The organism is Nonomuraea sp. NPDC049649 (assembly GCF_040675175.1).
In the GTDB taxonomy this organism is placed as follows: Bacteria; Actinomycetota; Actinomycetes; order Streptosporangiales; family Streptosporangiaceae; genus Nonomuraea.
This window is the reverse complement of record NZ_JBFAOH010000027.1, coordinates 41,693-64,346: the sequence shown is the minus strand read 5'-3', so window position 1 is coordinate 64,346 and position 22,654 is coordinate 41,693. Positions and strand designations below refer to the sequence as shown.

Annotated in this window: 20 protein-coding genes and 2 pseudogenes; 13 read left to right on the top strand and 9 right to left on the bottom strand. The window is 71.4% G+C overall.

Annotation, left to right across the window (positions count from 1 at the left end; genetic code table 11):
- Together AB0J42_RS27510 and AB0J42_RS27505 are read right to left on the bottom strand one after the other, a co-directional pair.
- Positions 1-1,401 carry a DEAD/DEAH box helicase gene (locus tag AB0J42_RS27510; RefSeq protein WP_364299319.1) on the bottom strand — a complete coding sequence of 467 codons (1,401 nt, stop codon included), beginning with the start codon at positions 1,399-1,401 and terminating at the stop codon, positions 1-3.
- 189 nt (positions 1,402-1,590) lie between these two features.
- Entirely contained in the window at positions 1,591-1,797 is a 207-nt protein-coding gene (locus AB0J42_RS27505; RefSeq protein WP_364299317.1) for a cold-shock protein, read from the bottom strand.
- 628 nt (positions 1,798-2,425) lie between these two features.
- Between AB0J42_RS27505 and AB0J42_RS27500 the strand changes: the two are divergent.
- Positions 2,426-2,587, top strand: a pseudogene (locus tag AB0J42_RS27500) (RNA-guided endonuclease TnpB family protein); the annotation flags it as partial.
- Positions 2,588-2,645: 58 nt separating this feature from the next.
- Here AB0J42_RS27500 and AB0J42_RS27495 read toward each other — a convergent pair.
- Positions 2,646-4,025 carry a tannase/feruloyl esterase family alpha/beta hydrolase gene (locus tag AB0J42_RS27495; RefSeq protein ID WP_364299315.1) on the bottom strand — a complete coding sequence of 460 codons (1,380 nt, stop codon included), beginning with the start codon at positions 4,023-4,025 and terminating at the stop codon, positions 2,646-2,648.
- A 289-nt stretch (positions 4,026-4,314) separates the two neighbouring features.
- Here AB0J42_RS27495 and AB0J42_RS27490 point away from each other — a divergent pair, with 289 nt between their 5' ends.
- The 5 genes and pseudogenes from AB0J42_RS27490 to AB0J42_RS27470 form a co-directional block, all read left to right on the top strand.
- Positions 4,315-5,094, top strand: a complete 780-nt coding sequence (locus AB0J42_RS27490; protein WP_364299313.1) for an ABC transporter ATP-binding protein — start codon at positions 4,315-4,317, stop codon at positions 5,092-5,094.
- Positions 5,081-5,794, top strand: coding sequence for an ABC transporter ATP-binding protein (locus AB0J42_RS27485; protein ID WP_364299311.1), 714 nt, complete (start codon positions 5,081-5,083; stop codon positions 5,792-5,794). The genes AB0J42_RS27490 and AB0J42_RS27485 overlap by 14 nt, the downstream gene beginning before the upstream one ends.
- Before the next feature lie 30 nt (positions 5,795-5,824).
- Entirely contained in the window at positions 5,825-7,066 is a 1,242-nt protein-coding gene (locus AB0J42_RS27480; protein WP_364299309.1) for an ABC transporter substrate-binding protein, read from the top strand.
- Position 7,067: 1 nt separating this feature from the next.
- Positions 7,068-7,931 carry a branched-chain amino acid ABC transporter permease gene (locus tag AB0J42_RS27475; protein WP_364299307.1) on the top strand — a complete coding sequence of 288 codons (864 nt, stop codon included), beginning with the start codon at positions 7,068-7,070 and terminating at the stop codon, positions 7,929-7,931.
- A 104-nt stretch (positions 7,932-8,035) separates the two neighbouring features.
- Positions 8,036-8,800 (top strand): annotated as a pseudogene (locus AB0J42_RS27470) (branched-chain amino acid ABC transporter permease); the annotation flags it as partial.
- A 58-nt stretch (positions 8,801-8,858) separates the two neighbouring features.
- On the opposite strand, the gene AB0J42_RS27465 reads toward AB0J42_RS27470, so the two are convergent.
- Both AB0J42_RS27465 and AB0J42_RS27460 read right to left on the bottom strand, forming a co-directional pair.
- The gene (locus tag AB0J42_RS27465) at positions 8,859-10,802 is read right to left on the bottom strand and encodes a helix-turn-helix domain-containing protein (protein ID WP_364299305.1); all 1,944 of its coding nucleotides are present in this window, start codon (positions 10,800-10,802) and stop codon (positions 8,859-8,861) included.
- 95 nt (positions 10,803-10,897) lie between these two features.
- The gene (locus AB0J42_RS27460; RefSeq protein WP_364299303.1) at positions 10,898-11,590 is read right to left on the bottom strand and encodes a TetR/AcrR family transcriptional regulator; all 693 of its coding nucleotides are present in this window, start codon (positions 11,588-11,590) and stop codon (positions 10,898-10,900) included.
- Between the two features lie 167 nt (positions 11,591-11,757).
- On the opposite strand from AB0J42_RS27460, the gene AB0J42_RS27455 reads away from it, so the two are divergent.
- Both AB0J42_RS27455 and AB0J42_RS27450 read left to right on the top strand, forming a co-directional pair.
- A complete protein-coding gene (locus AB0J42_RS27455) occupies positions 11,758-13,197 on the top strand; it encodes a cellulase family glycosylhydrolase (protein ID WP_364299301.1) in 1,440 nt (479 codons plus the stop codon).
- Between the two features lie 101 nt (positions 13,198-13,298).
- A complete protein-coding gene (locus tag AB0J42_RS27450; protein ID WP_364299299.1) occupies positions 13,299-13,694 on the top strand; it encodes a VOC family protein in 396 nt (131 codons plus the stop codon).
- 102 nt (positions 13,695-13,796) lie between these two features.
- Here the strand turns inward: AB0J42_RS27450 and AB0J42_RS27445 are convergent, their stop codons facing one another.
- On the bottom strand, positions 13,797-14,405 hold the full coding sequence (locus AB0J42_RS27445) for a dihydrofolate reductase family protein (protein WP_364299297.1): 609 nt from the start codon (positions 14,403-14,405) through the stop codon (positions 13,797-13,799).
- A 153-nt stretch (positions 14,406-14,558) separates the two neighbouring features.
- On the opposite strand from AB0J42_RS27445, the gene AB0J42_RS27440 reads away from it, so the two are divergent.
- On the top strand, positions 14,559-16,316 hold the full coding sequence (locus tag AB0J42_RS27440) for an acyltransferase (RefSeq protein WP_364299295.1): 1,758 nt from the start codon (positions 14,559-14,561) through the stop codon (positions 16,314-16,316).
- Complete coding sequence (locus AB0J42_RS27435; RefSeq protein ID WP_364299293.1) at positions 16,313-17,284, top strand: BtrH N-terminal domain-containing protein; 972 nt, start codon at positions 16,313-16,315, stop codon at positions 17,282-17,284. The genes AB0J42_RS27440 and AB0J42_RS27435 overlap by 4 nt, the downstream gene beginning before the upstream one ends.
- Positions 17,285-17,305: 21 nt before the next feature.
- Here AB0J42_RS27435 and AB0J42_RS27430 read toward each other — a convergent pair whose 3' ends face one another.
- The 3 genes from AB0J42_RS27430 to AB0J42_RS27420 form a co-directional block, all read right to left on the bottom strand.
- Positions 17,306-18,505 (bottom strand): RNA polymerase sigma factor, encoded by a 1,200-nt coding sequence (locus AB0J42_RS27430; protein ID WP_364299292.1) that lies wholly within the window; start codon positions 18,503-18,505, stop codon positions 17,306-17,308.
- 6 nt (positions 18,506-18,511) lie between these two features.
- On the bottom strand, positions 18,512-18,853 hold the full coding sequence (locus AB0J42_RS27425; RefSeq protein ID WP_364299290.1) for a YciI family protein: 342 nt from the start codon (positions 18,851-18,853) through the stop codon (positions 18,512-18,514).
- Between the two features lie 91 nt (positions 18,854-18,944).
- On the bottom strand, positions 18,945-19,448 hold the full coding sequence (locus AB0J42_RS27420) for a pyridoxamine 5'-phosphate oxidase family protein (protein ID WP_364299288.1): 504 nt from the start codon (positions 19,446-19,448) through the stop codon (positions 18,945-18,947).
- 185 nt (positions 19,449-19,633) lie between these two features.
- Here AB0J42_RS27420 and AB0J42_RS27415 point away from each other — a divergent pair, with 185 nt between their 5' ends.
- Genes AB0J42_RS27415 through AB0J42_RS27405 form a run of 3 tightly spaced genes read left to right on the top strand, consistent with a single transcriptional unit; the run spans position 19,634 to position 22,271 of the window.
- A complete protein-coding gene (locus AB0J42_RS27415) occupies positions 19,634-20,467 on the top strand; it encodes a type II CAAX endopeptidase family protein (protein ID WP_364299286.1) in 834 nt (277 codons plus the stop codon).
- Positions 20,464-21,615 (top strand): histidine kinase, encoded by a 1,152-nt coding sequence (locus AB0J42_RS27410; protein WP_364299284.1) that lies wholly within the window; start codon positions 20,464-20,466, stop codon positions 21,613-21,615. Before AB0J42_RS27415 ends, AB0J42_RS27410 begins: the two co-directional genes overlap by 4 nt.
- Entirely contained in the window at positions 21,612-22,271 is a 660-nt protein-coding gene (locus AB0J42_RS27405) for a response regulator transcription factor (RefSeq protein ID WP_364299282.1), read from the top strand. The genes AB0J42_RS27410 and AB0J42_RS27405 overlap by 4 nt, the downstream gene beginning before the upstream one ends.
- Positions 22,272-22,654: the final 383 nt, after the last annotated feature.

Below are 22,654 nucleotides of genomic sequence, written 5' to 3'. Positions count from 1 at the left end.
TTACCGGAAGCGCCGGCGGTTCCGGGCCGGGCGGTTCGGTGCCGGGGCGGTGATGGTCACCGGGATCCCCGACGGAGCCTGGGCGCCCGTGATGCGGCTGAGCTCGGCCCCGCCCGAACGGACCTCGCTGGTCTGCGGGACGATCCCGGCGTCGGCCATCAGGCGGTTCATGTCGCGCCGCTGGTTGGGCAGGACGAGGGTGACGACGCTGCCGGACTCGCCGGCACGGGCCGTGCGGCCGCCGCGGTGCAGGTAGTCCTTGTGGTCGCTGGGCGGGTCCACGTTGACGACGAGGTCGAGGTTGTCGACGTGGATGCCGCGGGCCGCGACGTTGGTCGCCACCAGCACCGTGACGTGGCCGGTCTTGAACTGGGCGAGAGTGCGGGTGCGCTGAGGCTGGGACTTGCCCCCGTGCAGCGCGGCGGCGCGCACGCCGTTGTTCAGCAGGTTCCGGGTGAGCTTGTCCACGGCGTGCTTGGTGTCCAGGAACATGATCACCCGGCCGTCGCGGGCGGCGATCTGCAGCGTGGTGGCCTGCTTGTCGGTGCCCTGGATGTGCAGCACGTGGTGCTCCATCGTGGCGACCGCGCCGGCCGAGGGGTCGACCGAGTGGACCACCGGGTCGTTCAGATAACGGCGCACCAGCTGGTCGACGTTGCGGTCCAGAGTGGCGGAGAACAGCATCCGCTGGCCTCCGGGCCGCACCTGGTCGAGCAGGTAGGTGATCTGCGGCATGAAGCCCATGTCGGCCATCTGGTCGGCCTCGTCCAGCACGGTGATGCCGACCTGGTCCAAGCGGCAGTCGCCGCGCTCGATGAGGTCCCTCAGCCGTCCCGGGGTCGCGACGACGACCTCGGCGCCGGCGCGCAGCGCGCTGGCCTGGCGGCCGATCGACATGCCGCCGACGACGGTGGCCAGCCGCAGCCGCAGTGATCGGGCGTACGGGGTCAGCGCATCGGTGACCTGCTGGGCCAGCTCCCGGGTGGGCACAAGGATGAGGGCCAGCGGCTGCCGCGAACCGGCTCGCTGACCGGCGGTGCGGGTGAGCAGGGCCAGGCCGAAAGCGAGTGTCTTGCCCGACCCGGTGCGTCCGCGTCCGAGGACGTCCCGGCCGGCCAGGGAGTTCGGCAGCGTGGCCGCCTGGATCGGGAACGGCTCCTTCATGCCCAGCCTGGTGAGCGTCTTCATCAGCGCGGGCGGCAGGTCCAGCTCGGCGAACGTCGCGGCCGGGGGCAGCGCCGGGGTGACGGTGACCGGCAGGGCGAACTCACCCTGCAGCGCGGGACGTCGTCCGCGACCGCCTGAACGGCCCCGGCCCGGCGAACCGAAGCGGTGGCCGTGGGCTGAGCCGCCCGTGCGGGCGGAAGCGCGGCGGTCGTACGTACGGGTACTACGGTTCAAGGAGAACCTTTCTTGAATGCGGCACGTGTCGGCGTGATTCCGGGCGCGGATGAACGGCACGAGGAACAGCGGGCACGAGCCGGAGAAAAGACGGACGGGCCGGCGTGGATCAGCCTGGCCGCATGCGTCGGAAAAGCGGCGCGCCGGGGCCCCCATCGCTGAGGACCCCAGCCGCGCGGTGTATCGGTGTCAGGCGGGAACGATGTTCTCGGCCTGCGGACCCTTCTGGCCCTGGGTGATGTCGAAGGCCACCTTCTGGCCCTCGTGCAGCTCGCGGTAGCCGCCGGTGGAGACGATGTTCGAGTAGTGGGCGAAGACGTCGGCGCCGCCGCCGTCCTGCTCGATGAAGCCGAATCCCTTTTCCGCGTTGAACCACTTCACGGTGCCGGAAGCCATGGTGATCTCCTCTTGCTAGGTGCAAAACCGAAATCCGCACCGTGCGGATTTCGCGTCGCCGATATAGGCCCACACCCGGAGAAGACCGGTAAACAAAAAATGCACCTGAGGATTCGTACCGTCAGGTGCACACAAGTTTTCATGGGTACCACAACTGCAACTGACCCCAACCTAGCACACGTCGAGGCGAGCGCCGGGATTCTCCGCGACGTTCTTCATACGTAAGATCATCTCCGTCCTCGCGGGGTGTTCCGCGGCCGCCCAGGAATCGTGCGCGTTCACCTGGTTCAACATCGACGACCGTGACGTGCTCACCGCGGTCTCCGAGGCGAAGACGCTGGCGAAGGACGAGAAGTGGCTCCCGTCCACGGGGCGCATCGGTGAGAGCTCTTTCGGCGCCGCGGGACGGTACGTCGTTCACCAGATGACGGAGCGCCTGGTGGACGCCGACTTCGTGGTGGAATGCGACGGTAAGCAGCTCGGCTCGGGGCACGTCACGTCCGGGAAGCACGGCGACGCCGGCGGTTCGGGCGAGTGCGGGACCGACCCGTCGGACGAGACCGGCCTCGCGGACCTGGCGTCGCGGTTGGCGTGCACCTGCGGACCGTGCCGACCGGCAGGCAGGCAGAGCAGATCGGCCAGGCGGCTGCTGAAACGCCGCCGCCGCAAGGAAGCGCGCGCCAACAGCATCGTGACCGAGGCAGAACGCACCGGGCGCGGGATCGCTCTGGAGGATCTCCAGGGCATCCACGAACGGGTACGGCTTCGCAAGCGCCAGCGGGTCACGCTGCCTGACGCGGGCCGGACCGTCGAAGCCATCGACGGGGAGGAGCTGCAAGCTCGGTCGTTTACGACCGAGAAGCTGATCTGAGGGCGCAGGTGTTGGCCACGTCGCCGGAGGTCCGGCGGGGGACGGTGGCGCTGGGCGGCGGGGGCTCGCGGCGGCCGTCCGTCCAGTTTTCCAGGGCCTCGAACGCCGTCCGCATGCAGGGGAGCAGGGGCCGCATCCGGTCGGGGAAGGCGTCGTACTCGATGTCGAGGTGGGAGGCGCCCTCGATGCGGTAGTAGCGGTGCAGCCGGCCTCTGCCCTGCGAGCGCACCTGGGCGGCGTACGCGTCGCCGTGGATCTTGATGGGCAGCAGGGTGTCCAGGGTGCCCTGGACGGTGATGAGCGGCTTGCCGATGCGGCCGGAGTGCGAGGCGCGCTTCACGGTCCGGTGCACGCTCCGCGGGCGGGCGTAGTAGTCGTAGTCGGCGTCGCAGTTCGGGGTGCCGCTCTGGCAGAACGGGATGCCGGCGTCGAGGTCGCCGTCGAAGCCGGGGTCGATCGCCTCGCGGTATCGGCGCTGGGTGCCGTCCCACAGGATGCGGTAGTTGAAGTCCCACAGGAACTCGGAGCCGGGGGCGAAGCCCGCGCGGATCATGGCGGCGTGCGCCTCGGGGTCGCCGGTGGCGGCGTACTTGGGGTACTCGCGCAGCCCGACCGGCAGGTAGACGAGGGCGTTCGGCTTGTCGTCGGGCGGCCAGAAGGTGCCCTCCGCGTCCACGCCGCCGTCGTACAGCTCGGGGTGGTTCTCCAGCGCCCAGCGGACGAGCTGGCCGCCGTTGGAGATGCCCGCCGCGTACGTCTTGCGGGGCTTCCGGCCGTAGTGGCGGGCGACGGTCGCCTTGGCGGCGACGGTGATCTGGGTCATCCGGTGGTACCACTCGACGATGGCGTCGCCGGGCCGCCTGCCGTCCTTGTAGAACTCCAGGCCGCCGTTGCCCTTGTCGGTCGAGGCGTAGGCGTACCCCTTGGCCAGCACCCAGTCGGAGATCGTGAAGTCGTTGGCGTACTGGAAGCGGTTGCCCGGGGCGCCCGCGACGACCAGGCCGCCGTTCCAGCGCTTGGGGAGGCGGATGACGAACTGGGCGTCGTGGTTCCAGCCGTGGGTGGGATTGGTGGCGGAGGTGTCCGGGAAGTAGCCGTCGATCTGGGTGCCGGGCACGCCGCTGGGGTTGCGGGTGGCGGCCGAGTGCAGGCCCGTCCAGTCGGCGGCGTCGGTGTGGCCGGAGGCGACCGTGCCGGCCGTGGTGAGGTCGTCCAGGCAGGCGGTGATCTGGTGCTGCGCTCCCGGTACGGGGGTCTGGCGGCAGCGGTCCGCCTGGGCGGGCGGCGCCGGCGGCAGCAGGGAGACCGCGAGGAGCGGCGCCAGCAGGGCTGCGGGTCTGCGGAGAGACAGGGGCATGGGGGACTCCCATCGGTCAGGCCGTGGTGGACGCCATGCTGTGCCGCCGCCGGCGGGTACGGCGACGTACGCGATCTCCACTGTTCGCCGCCGTCCGGTGGTGACTTCGTCCATCGCTTCCGGCCCGGCGGGCCGCGCCGCCCGGGCCGGGGGTGCGGGGGCGGTGCTCGTCTCACGCGTCCGTGTGTGCTGTTCCGTACGGGTGAGCCAGGAATGTGTGATCACGTCACCTGGTGGGCTGTCCCGGCGGCTACCTAACGTTCACGGTGACGACACGTGAGGAGGGCGCATGGGAGGAGCCCCGGCCCTGTCCGTCCCCGTCCTGGCCGCGCGCGGCCTGATCAGGGAGTTCCGCGGCTTCCGGGCCGTGGACGGCGTCGACCTGGACGTGGCCGAGGGCAGCGTGCACGCCCTGGTCGGGCCCAACGGCGCCGGCAAGACCACCCTGTTCAACCTGCTCACCGGCTTCCTGAAGCCGACCGCCGGCAGCGTGCTGCTCCAGGGCCGCCGGGAGCTGGCCGGGCGCAGCCCCGAGACGATCACCCGGCTGGGCGTGGCCCGCTCGTTCCAGATCACCAGCCTGTTCGCCGAGCTGACCCCGCGCCAGCACGTGGAGCTGGCGCTGGCCGGCCCCACCGGGCTGGGCTGGCGGTTCTGGCGCTCCGACCGCGCGCTGGCCCGCTTCGCCGCCCCCGCCGCCGCTCTGCTCGCCCGGGTCGGGCTCGAAGCCCACGGTGACGTTCCGGCGGGCTCTCTCTCGTACGGGCGGAAACGCGCGCTGGAGCTGGCCCTCGCGCTCGCGCTGGACCCCAAGGTGCTGCTGCTGGACGAGCCGACGGCCGGGATGGGCGTCGAGGACGTGGACCGCACCATCGAGCTCATCCACACCATCCGGGCGGGCCGCACCGTGGTCATGGTCGAGCACAACATGAACGTGGTCGCCAGCCTCGCCGACCGCGTGACCGTACTGCAGCACGGCAAGGTGCTGGTGGAAGGCCCGTACGCGGAGATCCGCCACGATCCCCGCGTCATCACCGCCTACCTCGGGGACGCCGATGCTGCGCGTTGACGGGCTGTCCGCCTGGTACGGCGAGGCGCGGGCGCTGCGCGAGGTGTCGATGCGCGTCGACGAGGGCGAGATCGTCACGCTGGTCGGCCGGAACGGCGCGGGCAAGACGACGCTGCTGCGCTGCCTGATGGGCCTGCACGGCGGGTACGGCCGGACCACCGGCACGATCTCCCTGCTCGGCAAGGATGTCACCGCGCTGCCCCCGCACGCGCGCGCCCGCCGCGGCGTCGGCTACGTCCCCGACGACCGCGGCATCTACGCCACCCTGTCCGTCGAGGAGAACCTGACCCTCGCGCCGGTGACCAAGGCCGCGGGCGGCCCGGCGCCGTGGTCGCTGGAGCGGGTGTACGAGACGTTCCCGCACCTGCGGGAGCGGCGCCGGGCCCCCGGCACCACGTTGTCCGGCGGCGAACAGCAGATGCTCGTGCTCGCCCGGGTGCTGCGGACGGGCGCCCGGCTGCTGCTCTGCGACGAACCGACCGAGGGCCTGTCCCCGATCTTCGTCCAGCGGATCGGCGAGATCCTCCGCGAGGTGCGCGCCGCCGGCACCACCGTCCTGCTGGTGGAGCAGAACGTGCACTTCGCCGCCGCCGTCGCCGACCGCCACTACCTGCTCGCCGAGGGGCGGATCGTCGAATCGCTCGACCGGGACCAGGTACGCGAGCGCGAGCACCAACTACTCGACTACCTCGGAATCTGAACGGCCCGCGGGCGCAGAGGAGAAGCCGACATGAGAATCACAGGCTGGAGCGGCGGCCTGGCCGCCGCGGCACTGCTGCTGGCCGGGTGCGGCGGCGGCCCCGGCGGTGGCGGCGGGAAGATCAGCGACGGCGGGATCGTGCTGGCCGTGCTGAACGACCAGTCGGGCATCTACGCCGACACCTCCGGCCGCGGCACGGTCGAGGCCGTCAAATTAGCCGTGGAGGACTACCGGGCCAAGTACGGCGACCAGGCCGTGGCCGAAAAGATCGACGTGGTGGCCGCCGACCACCAGAACAAACCCGAGATCGCCAACTCCAAGGCCCAGGAGCTCTACGACCGGCAGCACGCCGACGTGATCCTGGACGTGCCCACCTCGTCCGCCGCGCTCGCCGTCGCCACCGTCGCCGAGACCAAGAAGAAGGTCTTCATCGACGTCGGCGCCGCCACCACCGAGCTGACCGGCGAATCCTGCAACAAGTACACCTTCCACTACGGCTACAACAGCTACATGCTGGCCCACGGCACCGGCAGCGAGGTGACCAAGGACGGCGCCGACAGCTGGTACATCGTCTACCCGGACTACGCCTTCGGCCAGGACATGACGGAGACGTTCAGCGCGGCCATCGAGGCGTCAGGCGGCACCGTCGTCGCCTCCGACCCGACGCCGTTCCCCAACGACAACTTCTCCACCTTCCTGCTCAAGGCGCCCGGCCTCGACCCCAAGCCGAAGGTGCTCGGCACCATGCACGCCGGCGGAGACCTGATCAACCTGGTGAAGCAGTACAACGAGTACAAGCTGCGCGACAAGGGCGTCGACCTGGCGCTCGGGCTGCTGGCGCTCAGCGACATCCACTCGCTCGGGCCCGATGCCCTGGCCGGGACCCGCTACACCACCATGTGGGTCTGGAGCTTCGACGACCAGACGAGGGCCTGGGCCGACCGGATGCGGACCAAGCTCGGAAAGCGCCCCACCTCCAACATGGCCGCCAACTACTCGGCCGCCCTGCAGTACCTGGAGGCCGTGCAGCGGGCCGGCACCGACAACGCCGACGAGGTGGTCAAGCAGCTGGAGGGCCGGCAGATCGAGGACATGTTCGTCCGCAACGGCACCATCCGCGCCCAGGACCACCTGCTCGTGCACGACGCCTACCTGGCGCAGGTGAAGCCGTCCAGCGAGGTCGCCGAGGAGTGGGACTACGAGAAGGTCGTCAAGACCATCCCGGCCGCGGAGGCGTTCCCGGCGCAGCCCGACCCGGCGTGCGAGCTGTAGCGTGCTCCAGCAGGCGTTCAACGGACTGGTGGGCGGGGCCTTCTACGCCCTGCTCGCCCTCGGCCTGTCGGTCATCTTCGGCATGCTGGGCGTGGTCAACCTCGCGCACGGCGCGTTCTACATGCTCGGCGCCTTCGGCGCGTTCATCGCGCTCGACTCGTTCGGGCTGAACTTCTGGGTGTCGCTGGCGCTGGTCCCGGTGCTGCTCGGGGTGGCCGGGGCCGTCGTGGAGCGGCTGTTCGTGCGGCGGCTGACGCCGCTCGACCCGCTCTACAACTTCCTGTTCACGTTCGGGCTGGCGCTGATCCTGCAAGACCTGATGAAGCGGGAGTACGGGGTGAACTCCCAGCCCTACCCCCGGCCGCCGGAGCTGTCCGGCACCGCTGACCTCGGGCTGTTCACCTACCCGGCCTACCAGGTGTTCGTGCTGGCGGTGTCGGCCCTGGTGTGCGGGGCCGTGTGGCTGGTGCTCACCCGTACCAGGATCGGCATGATCGTCCGGGCCGCGACCGAGCGGCCCGAGCTGACCCGGGCGCTGGGCATCGACGTCGGCCGCTGGGTGACGCCGGTGTTCGGGTTCGGGATCGCGCTGGCCGCGTTCGCCGGGGTGCTGGCCGCGCCGATGCGGGCGGTCAACCCGCTGATGGGGGCCGACCTGATCATCACCGTCTTCGCGGTGGTGGTGATCGGCGGGCTGGGCTCGGTGTTCGGCTCGGTCACCGCCGGGTTCGCCGTCGGGCTGGTGTCGGCGCTGGGCAACCTGTACGTGCCCGCGCTCTCCCAGACGCTGGTGTTCATCCTGATGGCCGCCGTGCTGCTGTGGCGCCCGGCCGGGCTGTTCGGACGTGAGGAGGCGTTCCGGTGATCTTGTCCAGGCTGGCCCGCTCGGGCCGGGGCGGGATCGCGCTCCTGGTGATCGGGATCTTCGCCGCCCTCGTGCTGCCGTGGCTGATCTACCCGCCGGTGGCGATGGACATCGCCTGCTGGGCGCTGTTCGCCGCGGCGCTGGACCTGCTGCTGGGCTTCACCGGCCTGCTGTCGTTCGGGCACGCCGCCTTCTGGGGCGGGTCGGCGTACTGCACCGGTGTGATCGCGCTCCACGGCGGGCTGCCGTTCCCGGTCGCGATCCTCGGCGGCGCGGCGTTCGCGGCGCTGCTCGCGCTGCCGATCGGCTACCTGTCGGTGCGGCTGACGGGCATCTACTTCGCGATGGTCACCCTGGCCTTCGCCCAGATGCTCTTCTTCGCGGCCAACCAGTGGCGGAGCGTCACCGGCGGGGAGAACGGGCTGCAGGGCATCCCGCGCGAGCTGTTCGGCCTCGACCTGTCCGACCCGTTCTTCTTCTACTACGCGGGGCTGCCGTTCGTGCTGATCGGGCTCTTCGCCGCCTGGCGGATCGTCCGTTCGCCGTTCGGGCGGGTGCTGGTGTCCATCCGGGACAACCCGGCGCGGGCGCGGGCCCTCGGCTATCCCGTCGAGCGCTACCGGCTGCTCGCCTTCGTCCTGTCGGCCGCGCTGTCCGGGACGGCCGGGGGCGTCTTCGCCGTCGGGCACGGCTTCGCCGCCCTCGACGGGCTCTACTGGACCACCTCCGGCCAGGTCGTGATGATGGTCATCCTCGGCGGCATCGGCACACTCTGGGGCGGGATCATCGGGGCCGCCCTGGTCGTCCAGCTCCAGGACTTCCTGGCCACCGCCGGGTTCGAGGGGATCGGGATCGTCACGGGCTCGATCTTCATCGTGATCGTGCTGCTGTTCCGGCGGGGCATCTGGGGCACGGCCCGCCACCTGCTCACCCGTGAGGGCCGCGGAGGCGGTGCAGGCGGAGAGCCAGCTGGATCTCCAGAGCCCGCTCGGGCTCCTGCCAGTCCTCGCCCAGCAGCCGGCCCAGACGGTGCAGCCGCTGGTGGACGGTATTGATGTGGACGTGCAGGCGTTCGGCCGTCCTCGACAGGGCGCACCGGGTGTCGAAGTACGTCTCCAGCGTCCTGACCAGCGACGTGCCGCGGCGGGCGTCGTAGTCGAGGACCGGGCCGAGCGTGGTCTCCAGGAAGGCGCGGGCGTCGCGGTGCGCGCCGATCAGCAGGCCGACCAGCCCCAGCTCGCGGGCGTCGGCGCCGTCGTCCAGCCGGTCGAGCGCCAGCAGCGTGTCGGCGCAGCGCCGGGCCTCGCGGTGCGCGGCGGGCACCTCGGCGAGCTCGCGCACCGGCCCGGCCGCGCCCACCGTCACGGGGGTCGCCAGCGCCGCGCCCAGCTCCTTGGCGACCCGGCGCGCCGTGTCGCCCGGCCCGCTGCCCGGCAGCAGCAGGACGATCTCCTCGCCGCGCGCCGCGGCCAGCCCGTGCGCCGTCGCCGCGTACGAGGCAGCCCAGAACGCGGCACGGCCGTGATGCCGGGACGAGGCGCAGCGCGCGGAGAGCACCACGTGCGGGGCGCCGGTGTCCAGGCCCACCCGGCGGATCCGCGCCTCCAGCGCCCCGGACGCGTCCGCCCGGCCGTCGAGCAGGTCGTCCAGCAGCTCGCCCCGGACCCGGGCCTCGGCCTCGGCCGCGCTGCAGCGCAGCAGCATCAGCATCGCGGTGACCAGCGCGGCCCGTTCCAGGATGCGCCGGTCGGCGTCGCCCAGCTCCTCCCGGGTGCGCAGCACCAGCGTGCCGAGCAGCTCGCCGGGGGTGGCGATCGGGGCGATCCACAGGTCGCCGTGGCGTACGGTGCCGCTCCGCACGCCGGCGACGGCCAGCACGGCGGAGATCTCGTCCTCGGCGAGCGGCACCGGGCCGCCGGAGGCCGCCAGCCGGCGGCCGTCCGCGTCGAGCACGTGCAGCGCGCCGCCCAGCACCTCGGTCACCACCGCGGCCACGTCCGCAGGGCCGCCGCCCCCGACGACCAGGGCCGCCATCCGGTCGTGCGCCTGGGCGGCCCGCTCGATCGCCGCGCTACGCGCCCGGATCCGCCCGTTGACCGTGTCCAGCTCCTCCAGCGCGGCGCGGGTGTCCGCCAGCAGCCGCGCGTTCTCCACGGCCAGGGCCGCGTGCGCCGCCAGCGTGCCCAGCAGCACCGACTGCTCCGGGGTGAACGGCCGCTCACCGCGGTTGGCCGCGTACAGCACGCCGACCACCCGGCTGCCCAGCCGCATCGGCACGCCCAGCATCGCCACCAGCGCCTCCTCCGCCACCGCCTCGTCGATGTGGGCGCGGTGCCGGAACTGCGGGTCCGACAGGTAGCGGTCGCTGCTGTAGGGCATCGCCGTCTGGGCCACCAGCCCGCCGAGGCCGTCGCCGAACGGGATGCGCAGCCGCCGGAACGCCGCCGACACCGAGCCGTCGGTCATCCGCATCCGGGTCTCGCCGCGTTCGTCGTCGTTGAGCGTCACATACGCCACGTCGGCGTCCAGCAGCCGCCGGGCGCGGCGCACCACCGCCTCCAGGACCGGGTCGAGATCGTGCAGCGCGGCCAGGTCGCCGGCCAGGTCGAACAGCGCGGTCAGCTCGGCCTCGCGGCGGGCCTGCCGCTGCATGCCCCCGCGCACCCGGAGCGCCGTCAGCCTGGCCGCCTCCAGCTCCGCCAGCGTCTCGGGGGCCGCGCCCGCCGCGCGGGCCGCCAGCACCGGCTCCTCGAACTCGGCGGGGGCGGCCTCGCGGGCCAGCAGATCCAGGAAGACGGCGGGGGTTCCGGTACGGGTGCGGACCATCATCTCCCCCGGCGTGCGGGGCGGGGGCACGGTGCGGTCACGCATGCGCACGACGGACGGGCAGGGGGTGTAAAGGGGTCGGGTCCTGCATCAGAGAGCGCATCGAGCCTCCAGTGCGGCAGGGCTTACTAAGCGCATAGTCAGACTGATGACCGCCGCTTGTCAACAGTGGATCCGCGCCCGACCAGCTTCAGCGCGAGGTCGGCGTAGAACGCGCCGAGCTCCTCCGGCGAGTCCGAGCCGTCGAGCCGGTACCAGCGGACCAGGTCGATGCTCAGCGACAGCATCGCCCGCGTCACCCGCCTGACGTCGATCCTCTCGAACGACCCGTCCGCGACGCCGCGCGCCACCGCGCCCCGGAAGAACCCGTTGGTCTGATGGCGCAGCTCCACGATCTCGCCGTAGTGCTCGGCGGTCAGGCCGTTCAGCTCCATCTGGCAGACCCGGGCGGTGACGTGGTGGCGGGCGTGCCAGACCGTGTACGCCGACACGATCGCGCGCAGCCGGTCCGCCGAGCTCTCCAGGGCCAGGATGGCCGGGTCCCGCACATAGTCGAGCACCCGCTCGTGCCCGGCCCGGACGATCTCGTACAGGACCAGCTCCTTGGACGGGAAGTGCACGTAGAGCGCGGCGGGGCTGAGCCCGACGCACTCGGCGATGTCGCGCGTGGTCGTGGCGTGGAAACCGTTCGCGGCGAAGCACCGCACGGCCGACGACAGCAGGCGGCGCTGGACCTCCCCCAGGTCGTCGCGCCACAGCTCGGGGGAGTGGTCCCGCAGCCGGGGATCGTCCGCCAGGTCCTGTGCGGTGAATCGGGCCTGCCGTCTGGCCATCCGCGCCCTCACCCTCTTCGACTGCGCCCATTCTAGAACTGACTATGCGCTTAGTCATTCCTCTGATTTCGAGGGGTTTTCCGGAGATTTGGGCCTTGTGTGGAATCTGGTGTCAACCTAAGCTGCGCCGGAAGTTAAGAAAGTTTCCTAATAGAAGGGAGTGGCGCGTGAGGCGAAGCGCAGTTGCGAGGATCGCCGCAGTCGTGGCCGCGCTGGCGTTACCGCTGGTCGTGGTCCCGGCCGGGGCGAGCGCGGCGGCGGCCGACCCGCTGGTGTCCCGGGGCAAGACCGTGACGGCCTCCTCCGTCGAGGCCCCCGGACTGGAGCCGGAGAAGGCGGTGGACGGCAACGCGTCGACGCGGTGGGCCAGCGCCGAAGGGATCGACCCGCAGTGGATCCGGGTGGACCTCGGCTCCGCGCACACCATCTCCCGCGTACGGCTGAACTGGGAGGTCGCCTACGCCCGGGCGTACCGGGTGCAGACCTCGGCCGACGGGTCCACCTGGCAGGACGTCTACTCCACCACCTCCGGCGACGGCGGGATCGACGACCTGACGGTCAGCGGGACCGGCCGGTACGTGCGGGTGCACGGCTCGCAGCGCGGCACCCAGTGGGGCTACTCCCTGTGGGAGCTGGAGGTCTACGGGACGCCCACCGGAAGCGGGGGCGCCGGCACGCCCGTGCAGGCCAACGGCCAGCTCCAGGTCTGCGGCACCAAGCTCTGCAACGAGCACGGCAAGCCGATCCAGCTCCGCGGCATGAGCAGCCACGGCATCCAGTGGTACGACCAGTGCCTCAACCCGGCCTCGCTCGACGCGCTCGCGTACGACTGGAAGGCCGACGTGCTGCGGATCTCGATGTACATCCAGGAAGGCGGGTACGAGACCAACCCCCGCCTCTTCACCGACCGGGTGCACTCCCTGATCGAGATGGCCACCGCCCGCGGCATGTACGCGATCGTCGACTGGCACATGCTCACCCCGGGCGACCCGATGTACAACCTCGGCCGGGCCAAGACCTTCTTCACCGAGATCGCCCAGCGGCACAACGGCAAGAAGAACGTGCTGTACGAGATCGCGAACGAGCCCAACGGCGACGCCGTCACCTGGCCGGTCATCCGTGACTACGCGCACCAGCTCATCCCGGTGATCCGGCAGCACGACCCCGATGCCCCGATCCTGGTCGGCACCCGCGCCTGGTCGTCGCTCGGCGTCTCCGGCGGCGGCAACGAGACCGAGATCGTCAACAACCCGGTCAACGCGGGCAACATCATGTACGTGTTCCACTTCTACGCGGCCTCGCACGGCACCGAGTACCTGAACACGCTCTCCCGGGCCGCCGACCGGCTGCCGATCTTCGTCACCGAGTTCGGCACCCAGACCGCCTCCGGCGACGGGGCCAACGACTTCGCCCGCTCCCAGCAGTACCTCGACCTGATGGCGCAGAAGAAGATCAGCTGGGTGAACTGGAACTTCTCCGACGACTTCCGCAGCGGCGCGGTCTTCACCACCGGGACCTGCCCGAACGGCTCGTTCGCCGGGACGAGCAGACTCAAGGAGGCCGGCGTCTGGATCCGCGACCGGATCCGCACCCCCGACGACTTCTGACCTTGCCGCGAAGGGGGCGTAACGCCCCCTTCGCCCGTATGCGGGCAAGATCGCCGGAAACCGGTGGCGCCGGCAGCCGGCGTTCGGACAGGCTGCTGCTCATGGTCTCAGTGGTGCAGAACCTGGCGATCGACTGTGCGGATGCCTATGGGCTGGCGAGCTTCTGGAGCGAGGTGACCGGCTGTCCCCTCGGCGCGGAGGACGGGCCGGGCGACCGTGAGACGCAGGTGATGCTGCCGGACGGCCCGGTGCTGTACTTCAACCAGGTGCCGGAGCCGAAGACGGTCAAGAACCGGGTCCACCTGTGCCTGCGTCCGGAGACGTCGCGCGAGGAGGAGGTGGCGCGGCTGCTCGGCCTGGGCGCCGCCCTGGTCGCCGACCACCGGAACCCCGACGGCTCGGGGTGGGTCATCCTCGCCGACCCTGAAGGAAACGAGTTCTGCGTCCTCCGCAGCGCGGCGGACCGCGCGGCGGACCGCGCTGCGACGTCTCCCTGAGTTTCCTGCCTGCGATTTACTTATATGTCCGGTATTTGCCTGACATCTCTCCTGGTTTTCGGACCGTACGTCGGCTTGGTCGACTCTCGCCGACAAGGGCGCCTACGCCTCTTGGGCGGCCATGTCGCCGGTGGCCGGGGTGCCGGGACGCAGGCCGTACCGGAGGAGGACGGCGCCCTTGGGTGAGGCGGTGGGCGGTTCGAGGAGTTCCAGGTTGGCGGGCGTCTCGCCGCCGTCGAAGACCTTCTTGCCGACGCCGAGCACGATCGGATAGACCCACAGGTTGAGCTGGTCGAGGAGGCGTTCGCGCAGCAGGGTCCGCAGCAGGTTCAGGCTGCCGTACACGCGGATGTGGTCGTGCTTGTCGCGCAGGTCGCGGACGGCGGCGGCGAGGTCGGGGCCCAGCTGGGTGGAGCCCGCCCAGGTCAGGTCCGGGTTGCCGCGTGAGGCGACGTACTTCGGGACGCTGTTGAACACCGCGGCGATCTCGTTGTCCTGGTGCGGCCAGTGCGCGGCGAAGATGTCGTAGGTCCTGCGGCCGAGCAGCAGGGCGTCCGTGCCCTCCATCGCGGCGGTGACCTGGCGGCCGACCGCCTCGTCGATCAGGGGTGCCTGCCATCCGCCGAACGGGAAGCCCTCGGGGTCCTCCTCGGGGCCGCCCGGCGCCTGGGCGACCAGGTCGAGTGTCGTGAACAGGTTGACGTGGATCATGGTGTCCTCTTTCTCGCGGTGCTTGCACCAGGTTCGACCGGTGTCCGTACGGGAACTCATCGGACCATCGCCGGGGGAGGGGGAGCCGTTTCCCTTGCGGGGCGGAGGGGCATCCTTTAGCGTGCGACGGTAAGCGCTTTCCCTGAGGATGGCATGGACGCACCCTTCGCCCGTCACCGCTTCGACTACTCACCCTGGCTCTTCTGGGCCGAAGCCACCCAGGAGGACCGGGACCGGCAGCTCACGCTCCAGCGGGATCTCGCACGGTGTCAGGGCTACGCGTTCGGGGAGGAGTGCTTCGTTTCCGAGCTCGCCGCCGTGCAGAACGAGGAGCTGCGGCTCGGGCCGCGCAGCTACATCGCCGCGGGCGCCTATCTGAGCGGTTCCGTCCGTACGGGTCGCGACTGCACGATGAACCCCTACACCGTCGTACGAGGAGACGTGCGGCTCGGAGACGCCGTACGGATCGGCGCGCACACCTCGCTGCTGGGCTTCAACCACACGATGGCCGACCCCGACGTCGAGGTCTTCCGGCAGCCGCTCACCAGCCGGGGGATCGTGATCGGGAACGACGTCTGGATCGGCTCCCACGTGGTCGTCCTGGACGGGGTGACCGTCGGCGACCGCGCGGTGATCGGCGCCGGCGCGGTCGTCACCAAGGACGTCCCGGCGGGCGCGATCGTCGGCGGCAACCCGGCGAAGGTGCTGCGCTGGCGCGTCCCGGGCGCGAAACCCGCCGGCGACCTCGGCACGGCGGCGGCCGGGTTCGCGGAGCGGGCGCGCGGCCAGGCGGAGGAGATCCTGGCCCGCTGCTTCGACCCCGGCCTCCTGGGCGGGGCGTTCGTGGACAAGCCGGGCGCGCCGCTCACCGTCCGCGCTCAGTGCGACGCGATCGAGATCGCCGACCTGCTGCTCGGACGCGCCCCCGGCCAACTCCCCGCCGCCGACCAGGCCGACCGCCTGCGCTCCTGGCAGGACCCGGCGACGGGCCTCGTGGGAACCCTGCTCCCGGACGGCACCCAGCGACCGCCCGATCGCGGCTTGGCGGGGCAGCCGTTCGAGAGCCCGCGCCGGCTTGATCCCGGGTCGCTGCGGCCCCACCCCGGGCCGGCGGAATCGCTCGCGGACGGCCTGCGGCCCGATCCCGACGTCGGGTACCACGTGCTCTGCGTCGGATACGCGCTCGACCTGCTCGGCAGCCGCTTCCCCCGGCCGATCGGGGTGCCCGCGGACCCGGTCGCCTTCCTGGAGGGCCTGCCCTGGGCGGAGGACGCCTGGCACGCGGGGCACTGGGCCGACATCCTCGGCACCGCCTTCCTGTGGAACAGCGGGCTCGGCGAGCGGGGACCCGCAGAGGCCCTGTTCGGATGGCTGGTCACCCGGGCCGACCCGGACACCGGCATGTGGGGCGCCGCGAAGGACGGCCTCCTCCACATGGTCAACGGCTTCTACCGGGCGTCCCGCGGCACCTTCGCCCAGTTCGGGGTACCGCTCCCGTACCCGGAACGCGTGATCGACACCGTGCTGAGGCACGCCCGCGACCCCCGATACGTCCGGCCCGAGCGCCAGAACGCCTGCAACATCCTCGACATCGCGCACCCCCTCTGGCTGACCCGCCACGCCGGCTACCGCGCCGAAGAGGTGACCGCACTGGCCGGGAGCCTGCTGTCCGACGCGCTCGGCCACTGGACCGACGGCCAGGGCTTCGGCTTCCAGGCCCCGCACCCTGCCACGACCGGCCTGGCCGCCACCACCCCAGGGCTGCAGGGGACGGAGATGTGGCTGGCGATCGTGTGGCTGCTGGCCGACCTGGCGGGCGTCGCCGACGCGCTCGGCTACCGCCCGCGCGGCGTCCACCGCCCCGAACCGGCCGCGCGCTGGACTCTGGGAAGGCCGATGATGTCACCATGACGATCGTGCGGGGCATCGAGGCCCGCGGCATGCACCACTGTGAGACGACCGCGCTCGGGGTGCTGCTGCGGCATGAGGGGCTGGATCTGTCGGAGCCGATGCTGTTCGGCCTGGGCGGGGGCCTGTCCTTCGTCTACTGGGACAGCAAGAGCATGCCGTTCCCGTTCCTCGGGGGCCGGGTCAAGCCTTTCGAGCTCACCAGGAACCTGGCCGCCCGGCTGGGGCTGACGCTGACGGTGAAGGAGACCACCTCACCGCGGAAGGCATGGGAGAACGTCGCCACCCCGATCGACGCGGGCAGGCCGGTCGGGCTCCAGCTCGACAGCTACCACCTGGACTACTTCGGCTCCAAGGTCCACTTCGGCGGCCACGTGGTCGCCATGTACGGCTACGACGAGCAGCACGCCTACCTGGTGGACACCGCCCAGCAGGGCGGCGCGGTCCGCACCACCCTGGACAGCCTGGCCAGGGCGCGCGCCGAACGCGGCCCGATGACCGCCAGGCACCGGTCCTTCACCCTCACCCTGCCCGCGAACCCGCTCCCATGGCAGGACCAGCTCCGCCCCGCCATCAGGGACTGCGCCGAGACCTTCCTCGCCGCCCCCATCGCGAACCTGGGCCACCGCGGCATCGCCAAGGCCGCCCGCCTGGTCCCCGGCTGGCTGGACCGGACCGCCGACCTGGCGCAGGTCGCCATGCTCATGGAACGGGGCGGCACCGGCGGCGCCCTCTTCCGCGCCCTCTACCGGGACTTCCTCGCCGAGTGCGCCCTCCTGGTCGACGACCCCGCCCTCCGCGCGGGTCAGCGGTTGTACGAGGAAGCGGCCGTACTGTGGACCGAGGTGTCCACGCTCATCGAGAAGGCGGGAGAGAGCCGCGACCCCGCGCACCTGGAGCAGGCGGGCACGGTCCTCCGCGACCTCGCACGCATCGAAGAGGACGCGATGCGGCGGCTACAGCAGCTCTGACCGCCGACGCAGGAACCGGCGTCACAGGTGCTCCAAGCGCCGACGCAGGAAGCGGCGCTCCGCCTCGGTCGGCGCCAGGTCCAGCGCCGACCGGTAGTGGCCGGCCGCCTCCTGCCCGCGGCCCGCGCGCCGCAGCAGGTCGGCGCGGGTGGCGTGCAGCAGGTAGTAGTCGTCCAGCCGCCCCGACGCCGCGACCGCGTCGACCAGCCGGAGCGCTGCCCCGGGCCCGCTGACCATGCCGACCGCCACGGCCCGGTTCAGCTCCACGATCGGGCTCGGCGCGATCCGGGCGAGTTCCCCGTACAGCCCGGCGATCTGCGGCCAGTCCGTCTCGGCGGCGAGCGGCGCGTCCGCGTGGCAGGCCGCGATGGCCGCCTGGAGCTGGAACGGCCCGGCACGGCCCCGGCGCAGCGCCCGCTCGCAGAGCGCGGCGCCCTCCGCGATCAGCGCCCGGTCCCAGAGCGTCCGGTCCTGCTCGTCCAGCGTGACCAGGTCTCCGGCCGCGTCGACCCGCGTCGGGCGGCGGGCCTCGTGCAGCAGCATCAGCGCGAGCACCCCCTGCGCCTCGGGCTCGTCGGGCATCAGCTCCGCCACCAGCCGCGCCAGCCGGATGGCCTCCCGGCACAGCCGGGCCTTGCGCGTATCCCCGTACCCCTCGTTGAACAGCAGGTAGAGCACGTGCAGCACGGCGGGAAGCCGGTCCGGCAGCAGGTGCGCGGGCGGCACCCGGAAGGGGATGGCGGCGTGCCGGACCTTGCGCTTGGCGCGGAAGATGCGCTGGCCCATCGTCCGCTCCGGCACCAGGAACGCGCGGGCGATCTCGGCGGTGCTCATCCCGGCCAGGCTCCGCAGGGTCAGCGCCACCTGGGCGTCGAGGTTCAGCGACGGATGGCAGCAGGTGAACATGAGCTCCAGGCGCTCGTCCGGGATCTCGCCGTCGCTCCGGTACGGCGGCGGTTCCATCACTGCCACCTCCCGTAGCTTCGCCGCCTCGCTGGACGCGCGCCGCAGCCGGTCGATCGCGCGGTTCCGGGCCGTGGTGGTCAGCCAGGCCAGGGGCTGGTCGGGCACTCCGGACTCCGGCCATTTCCGGAGCGCCTGGGCGAACGCGTCCTGCGCGCACTCCTCGGCCAGGTCCCAGTCGCCGCCGGTGAACCGGATCATGGTGGCCACGATCCGGCTCCACCCGTCGGCGTAGATCCCGGCGATCAGCTCGTTCACCTGGGGCTAGTCCTCGCCGTCGGGCCAGAACGGGCGCAGTTCGATCTTCCCTTCCCACGCCATCGGATGCTTGGACGCGACCTCGATGGCCTCGTCCAGGTCGGCGCACTCCAGGATGTCGAAGCCGGCGATCTGGTCCTTGGTCTCCGCGTACGGGCCGTCGGTAAGCAGCACCTCACGGTTGCGGACCCGGACGGTGGTGGCGTCGCCCACCGGGCGGACCCGGTTGCCCATCAGCCGGATCCCCCGGCCGTCCATCTCCTTGACCCAGTCGTCCACATCGGGGACGGCGTCGTCCTGGCCGGGCGTGTGGCCGGGGTCGGTGCACACCAGCATGAGGTACTTCACCGCACTGCTCCTGTCATGTCGTTTCCGTTCATCCCGATGACGAGCGGGAAGCACACTCCACTACACCCCACCCCAAGATTTTTTCGTACGGTCACTCAGCGGCGGCGTAGACGGTCATCCAGTGCGGGTGGAGGCGGTAGTAGACCACCTCCTTCTCCCAGTCGAAGGCGTCCCCGCCGTAGAAGTCCTTCAAGTACGCGAGCAGGTCCGGCCAGTCCGCGGCCGGCGGGCCGTCCTCGGGGTTGAGGATCTCGACGGTGCCGTGGGTGAAGACGCCCAGCTCCTCGCCGCGCAGGTGGGCGGCGCTCGCGGCGGGCCGGGCGGCGAGGTGGCGGGCCTTGGCGGCGCCGCGGGCGGTGCCGAAGTGCCACTTGCCGTGCAGGAAGTGCCCGTCGACGGCGCTGATGCGGGGCTCGCCCTTCGCCGTCACGGTGGACAGGGCGAGCGTGCACATACCGGTGAGAACCCCGGTGAGCTGGTCGGCGGTGAGGGTGCGTTCGGCGCTGATGATCGAGCGCAGGTGCGAGGTGGAGCGGGCGAGCGAGGCGTCGAGGAGGGCCTGGAGCTCTTTCAGCTCTTCTGGTGTCTCACGCATGGAAGTCCTTTCCGTCAGGGCGACGGCTGTCATGGTCGGCCCTAAAGCCGACACCCTCTGTCATGTTTTTTCGGGACATGTCCCCCGTGCGAGCTACAGGCGAATGTCCGCCACATGGTGACGATTCCCCGGGGCCGGATCTCTAGCGTTTCCAGTGATCCCCGCACCCTCTCCAAGGAGTCGTCATGCGACTGTTGAAGCAACTCGTGCCCGCCGCCGCCGTCGCCTACCTCGGCAGCCTGGCCGTCTTCGCCGTAGAAGGGAACGCGCTCCTCACCCTGCTCTTCGGCCTCGCGACCGCCGCACTCTCGGTCCTCGTGTACGGCTGGACGGTGCGGTGGTCCGAGCGCCGGGAGCCGATCGAGGTGGGCACGACCGGGGCGATCCCGGCCACCGCCCGGGGTGTGCTGATCGGGGTCGCGATGTTCGCGGCCGTCATCCTGAACATCGCCATGCTGGGCGGCTACCGGATCGAGGGCCTGGGCTCGCTCGGGGGCGCGACCGGGCTGTTCGGCCTGATGGCCGCCGCCGCGGTGACGGAGGAGGTGATCTTCCGCGGCATCCTGTTCAGGATCGTCGAGGAGCGGACCGGCACCTGGATCGCGCTGACGCTGACGGGCCTGGTCTTCGGCCTGATGCACCTGGGCAACCCGAACGCGAACCTGTGGGGCGTGCTCGCCATCGCCGTCGAGGCCGGCGGGATGCTCGCCGCCGCCTACGCCGCCACCCGCACCCTCTGGCTCCCGATCGGCCTGCACTTCGGGTGGAACTTCGCCGCCGTCGGCATCTTCAGCACCGAGGTCTCCGGCCAGAACAGCGCCCAGGGGCTGCTGGACGCCGCGACGTCCGGCCCCACCCTGCTCACCGGGGGCGCGTTCGGGCCGGAGGGAAGCCTGTACGCGGTCGTGTTCGGCCTGCTGCTGACCGTCGCGTTCATGTGGCTGGCCCGCCGGCGCGGCAACGTGGTCCCGATGCGGCGTGGCGACCGGACCGAAGCCGCCGCTACGCTGCCCCGGTGATCGACCTCCGCAGGGTCCTGGACCGGTGGCGGCGGTGCGACGTCACGGTCCGGGACCTCCCGTTCGCGCTGCTGCTGGCCGCCGTGTCGCTCCTGCCGGCGATGCACGGCAAGGGGACGCAGGTCGGCGACCTGCCGGTCCGGCCCTTCGACGCGCTGGCCATCGCGGTGGTCGCCCTGGAGAGCTTCCCGCTCATCGTGCGCCGCCGCTATCCGATCGTCTGCGTCGTTCTGGTGTCGCTCGGGTTCGCCGTCGACCAGTTCCTCGCCTACCACGCCTTCTCGGGGACCGCGCTGCCCATCGCGCTCATCAGCGTGGGCGCCCACCTGGAACACCACCGGCGCGCCGTCGCGATCCTCCTCTCCGCCGCGTACGTGCCGCTGGCGGTCGCGCTCGACCGGCTCGGCTCGACCGAGGGGCTGGAAGGGTTCGCGGTGTTCTACCTGACGCTGGTCCTCGCCTGGGGCATCGGCACCTGGTTACGCTCCACCCGGGCCGCCGAGGCCGAACGCCGCCGCCACGTCGCCGAGGCCACCCGCGCCGCCGAACGCACCCGGATCGCCCGCGAGCTCCACGACGTCGTCACCCACCACGTCACCGCGATGGTCGTCCAGGCCGAGGCGGCCCGCTACCTGACCGCCGCCCCCGAACGCCTCGACGCCACCCTGAGCGCCGTCACCGACACCGGCCGGCGCGCCATCGCCGACCTGCGGCACCTGCTCGACCTGCTCAACCCCGACCACGACCGGGACGTCAGGTCCCCGTCCACCGGCGACCTGCACACGCTCGTGGAGCAGACCCGCCAGGCGGGCCAGCCCGTGGAGTTCATCCAGGAGGGCGAACCGGCCGAAACGACCGGCAGCGCCGAGTTCGTCGCCTATAGGGTCGTCCAGGAGTCCCTGACGAACGCCCTCAAATACGCCCACGGCGCCCGAACCGTGGTCCTCGTGCGCCATGGCCAGAAGGAGATCACCGTGGAGGTCAGCACCGACGGTCCCGGCTCACCGGCCGGCTCTCCCGGCGGCAGCGGGCGGGGCCTCGCCGGTCTGCGCGACCGGGTCCACGCCCTGGGCGGCGAGTTCGCCGCCGACCACCGGGAGGACGCCTTCGTCGTACGGGCGAGCATCCCCGCGGGGAACCCGTCGTGACCGCTCCCATCCGCGTCCTGGTCTGCGACGACCAGGCGCTCATCCGTACCGGATTCACCACCATCATCGACGCCCAGCCCGACCTCGAAGTGGTCGGCGAGTGCGGCGACGGCCGCACCGCCGTCGACCTCGCCCGGCGGCTCAAACCGGACGTGGTGGTCATGGACGTGCGGATGCCGGTGCTCGACGGCATCGAAGCCACCCGCGAACTCGCCGGCGCCGGAGTGGCCGACCCCGTCAAGGTGCTCGTGGTGACGACGTTCAACCTCGACGAGTACGTGTACGAGGCGCTGCGGGCCGGGGCCAGCGGATTCCTGCTCAAGGACGCCCCGCCGCCGCAACTCCTGCACGGCATCCGCACCGTCGCCACCGGCGCCGCCCTGCTGGCCCCCGAGGTGACGCGGCAACTCGTCGGCAGATACGCGGCCCGCATCCGCCCCACCGGCGACAGACCGCACGACCCCCCGCTCACCCCGCGCGAACTGGAAGTGCTCCGCCTCATCGCCGACGGCCTGTCGAACAGCGAGATCGCCGCCACGCTGGTGCTCAGCCAGGAGACGGTCAAGACGTACGTGTCGCGCATCCTCACCAAACTCGACCTGCGCGACCGCGTCCAGGCGGTCGTCTACGCCTACCGCAACGGCCTGGTGACCTGACGGCATCAGGCGCTGAGCGCCCGCGCCACCGTGAGACTGTCCTCGTAGACGTGGAAGCGGGTGATCAGCCCGCCCTCGACGGTCAGACTGGTCTCTTCACTCACGCCGCGAAACTATTCCGCCCTCCGAAAGCACGTCGATTACCCGCGAGGTAACCCGGACCAAGTACGCGAAAGCGCCTCCGTCCTCGCCCAGGCACCCACCTGGCCGTCTAGAACGCAGAACAGCCATGCCCGCAGACTTCGACCCGCTCTTCACCGAAATCCAGAGAACCTACGGGGAGATCGGCGAAGGCCAAGACGTCTGTCGGAGCCTGTGGCGGTGGTCAGGCGTCGCGTCGGGTGATGGCCAGGGCGGCTGCGAGGAGGGACACCACGGCGTAC

Bases quoted from the DNA above. Each gene is read 5' to 3' on its own strand.
- AB0J42_RS27505 (WP_364299317.1), bottom strand. From the start codon at position 1,797: ATGGCTTCCGGCACCGTGAAGTGGTTCAACGCGGAAAAGGGATTCGGC.
- AB0J42_RS27495 (WP_364299315.1), bottom strand. From the start codon at position 4,025: ATGCCCCTGTCTCTCCGCAGACCCGCAGCCCTGCTGGCGCCGCTCCTC.
- AB0J42_RS27490 (WP_364299313.1), top strand. From the start codon at position 4,315: ATGGGAGGAGCCCCGGCCCTGTCCGTCCCCGTCCTGGCCGCGCGCGGC.
- AB0J42_RS27485 (WP_364299311.1), top strand. From the start codon at position 5,081: ATGCTGCGCGTTGACGGGCTGTCCGCCTGGTACGGCGAGGCGCGGGCG.
- AB0J42_RS27480 (WP_364299309.1), top strand. From the start codon at position 5,825: ATGAGAATCACAGGCTGGAGCGGCGGCCTGGCCGCCGCGGCACTGCTG.
- AB0J42_RS27465 (WP_364299305.1), bottom strand. From the start codon at position 10,802: ATGCGTGACCGCACCGTGCCCCCGCCCCGCACGCCGGGGGAGATGATG.
- AB0J42_RS27460 (WP_364299303.1), bottom strand. From the start codon at position 11,590: ATGGCCAGACGGCAGGCCCGATTCACCGCACAGGACCTGGCGGACGAT.
- AB0J42_RS27450 (WP_364299299.1), top strand. From the start codon at position 13,299: ATGGTCTCAGTGGTGCAGAACCTGGCGATCGACTGTGCGGATGCCTAT.
- AB0J42_RS27445 (WP_364299297.1), bottom strand. From the start codon at position 14,405: ATGATCCACGTCAACCTGTTCACGACACTCGACCTGGTCGCCCAGGCG.
- AB0J42_RS27440 (WP_364299295.1), top strand. From the start codon at position 14,559: ATGGACGCACCCTTCGCCCGTCACCGCTTCGACTACTCACCCTGGCTC.
- AB0J42_RS27435 (WP_364299293.1), top strand. From the start codon at position 16,313: ATGACGATCGTGCGGGGCATCGAGGCCCGCGGCATGCACCACTGTGAG.
- AB0J42_RS27420 (WP_364299288.1), bottom strand. From the start codon at position 19,448: ATGCGTGAGACACCAGAAGAGCTGAAAGAGCTCCAGGCCCTCCTCGAC.
- AB0J42_RS27415 (WP_364299286.1), top strand. From the start codon at position 19,634: ATGCGACTGTTGAAGCAACTCGTGCCCGCCGCCGCCGTCGCCTACCTC.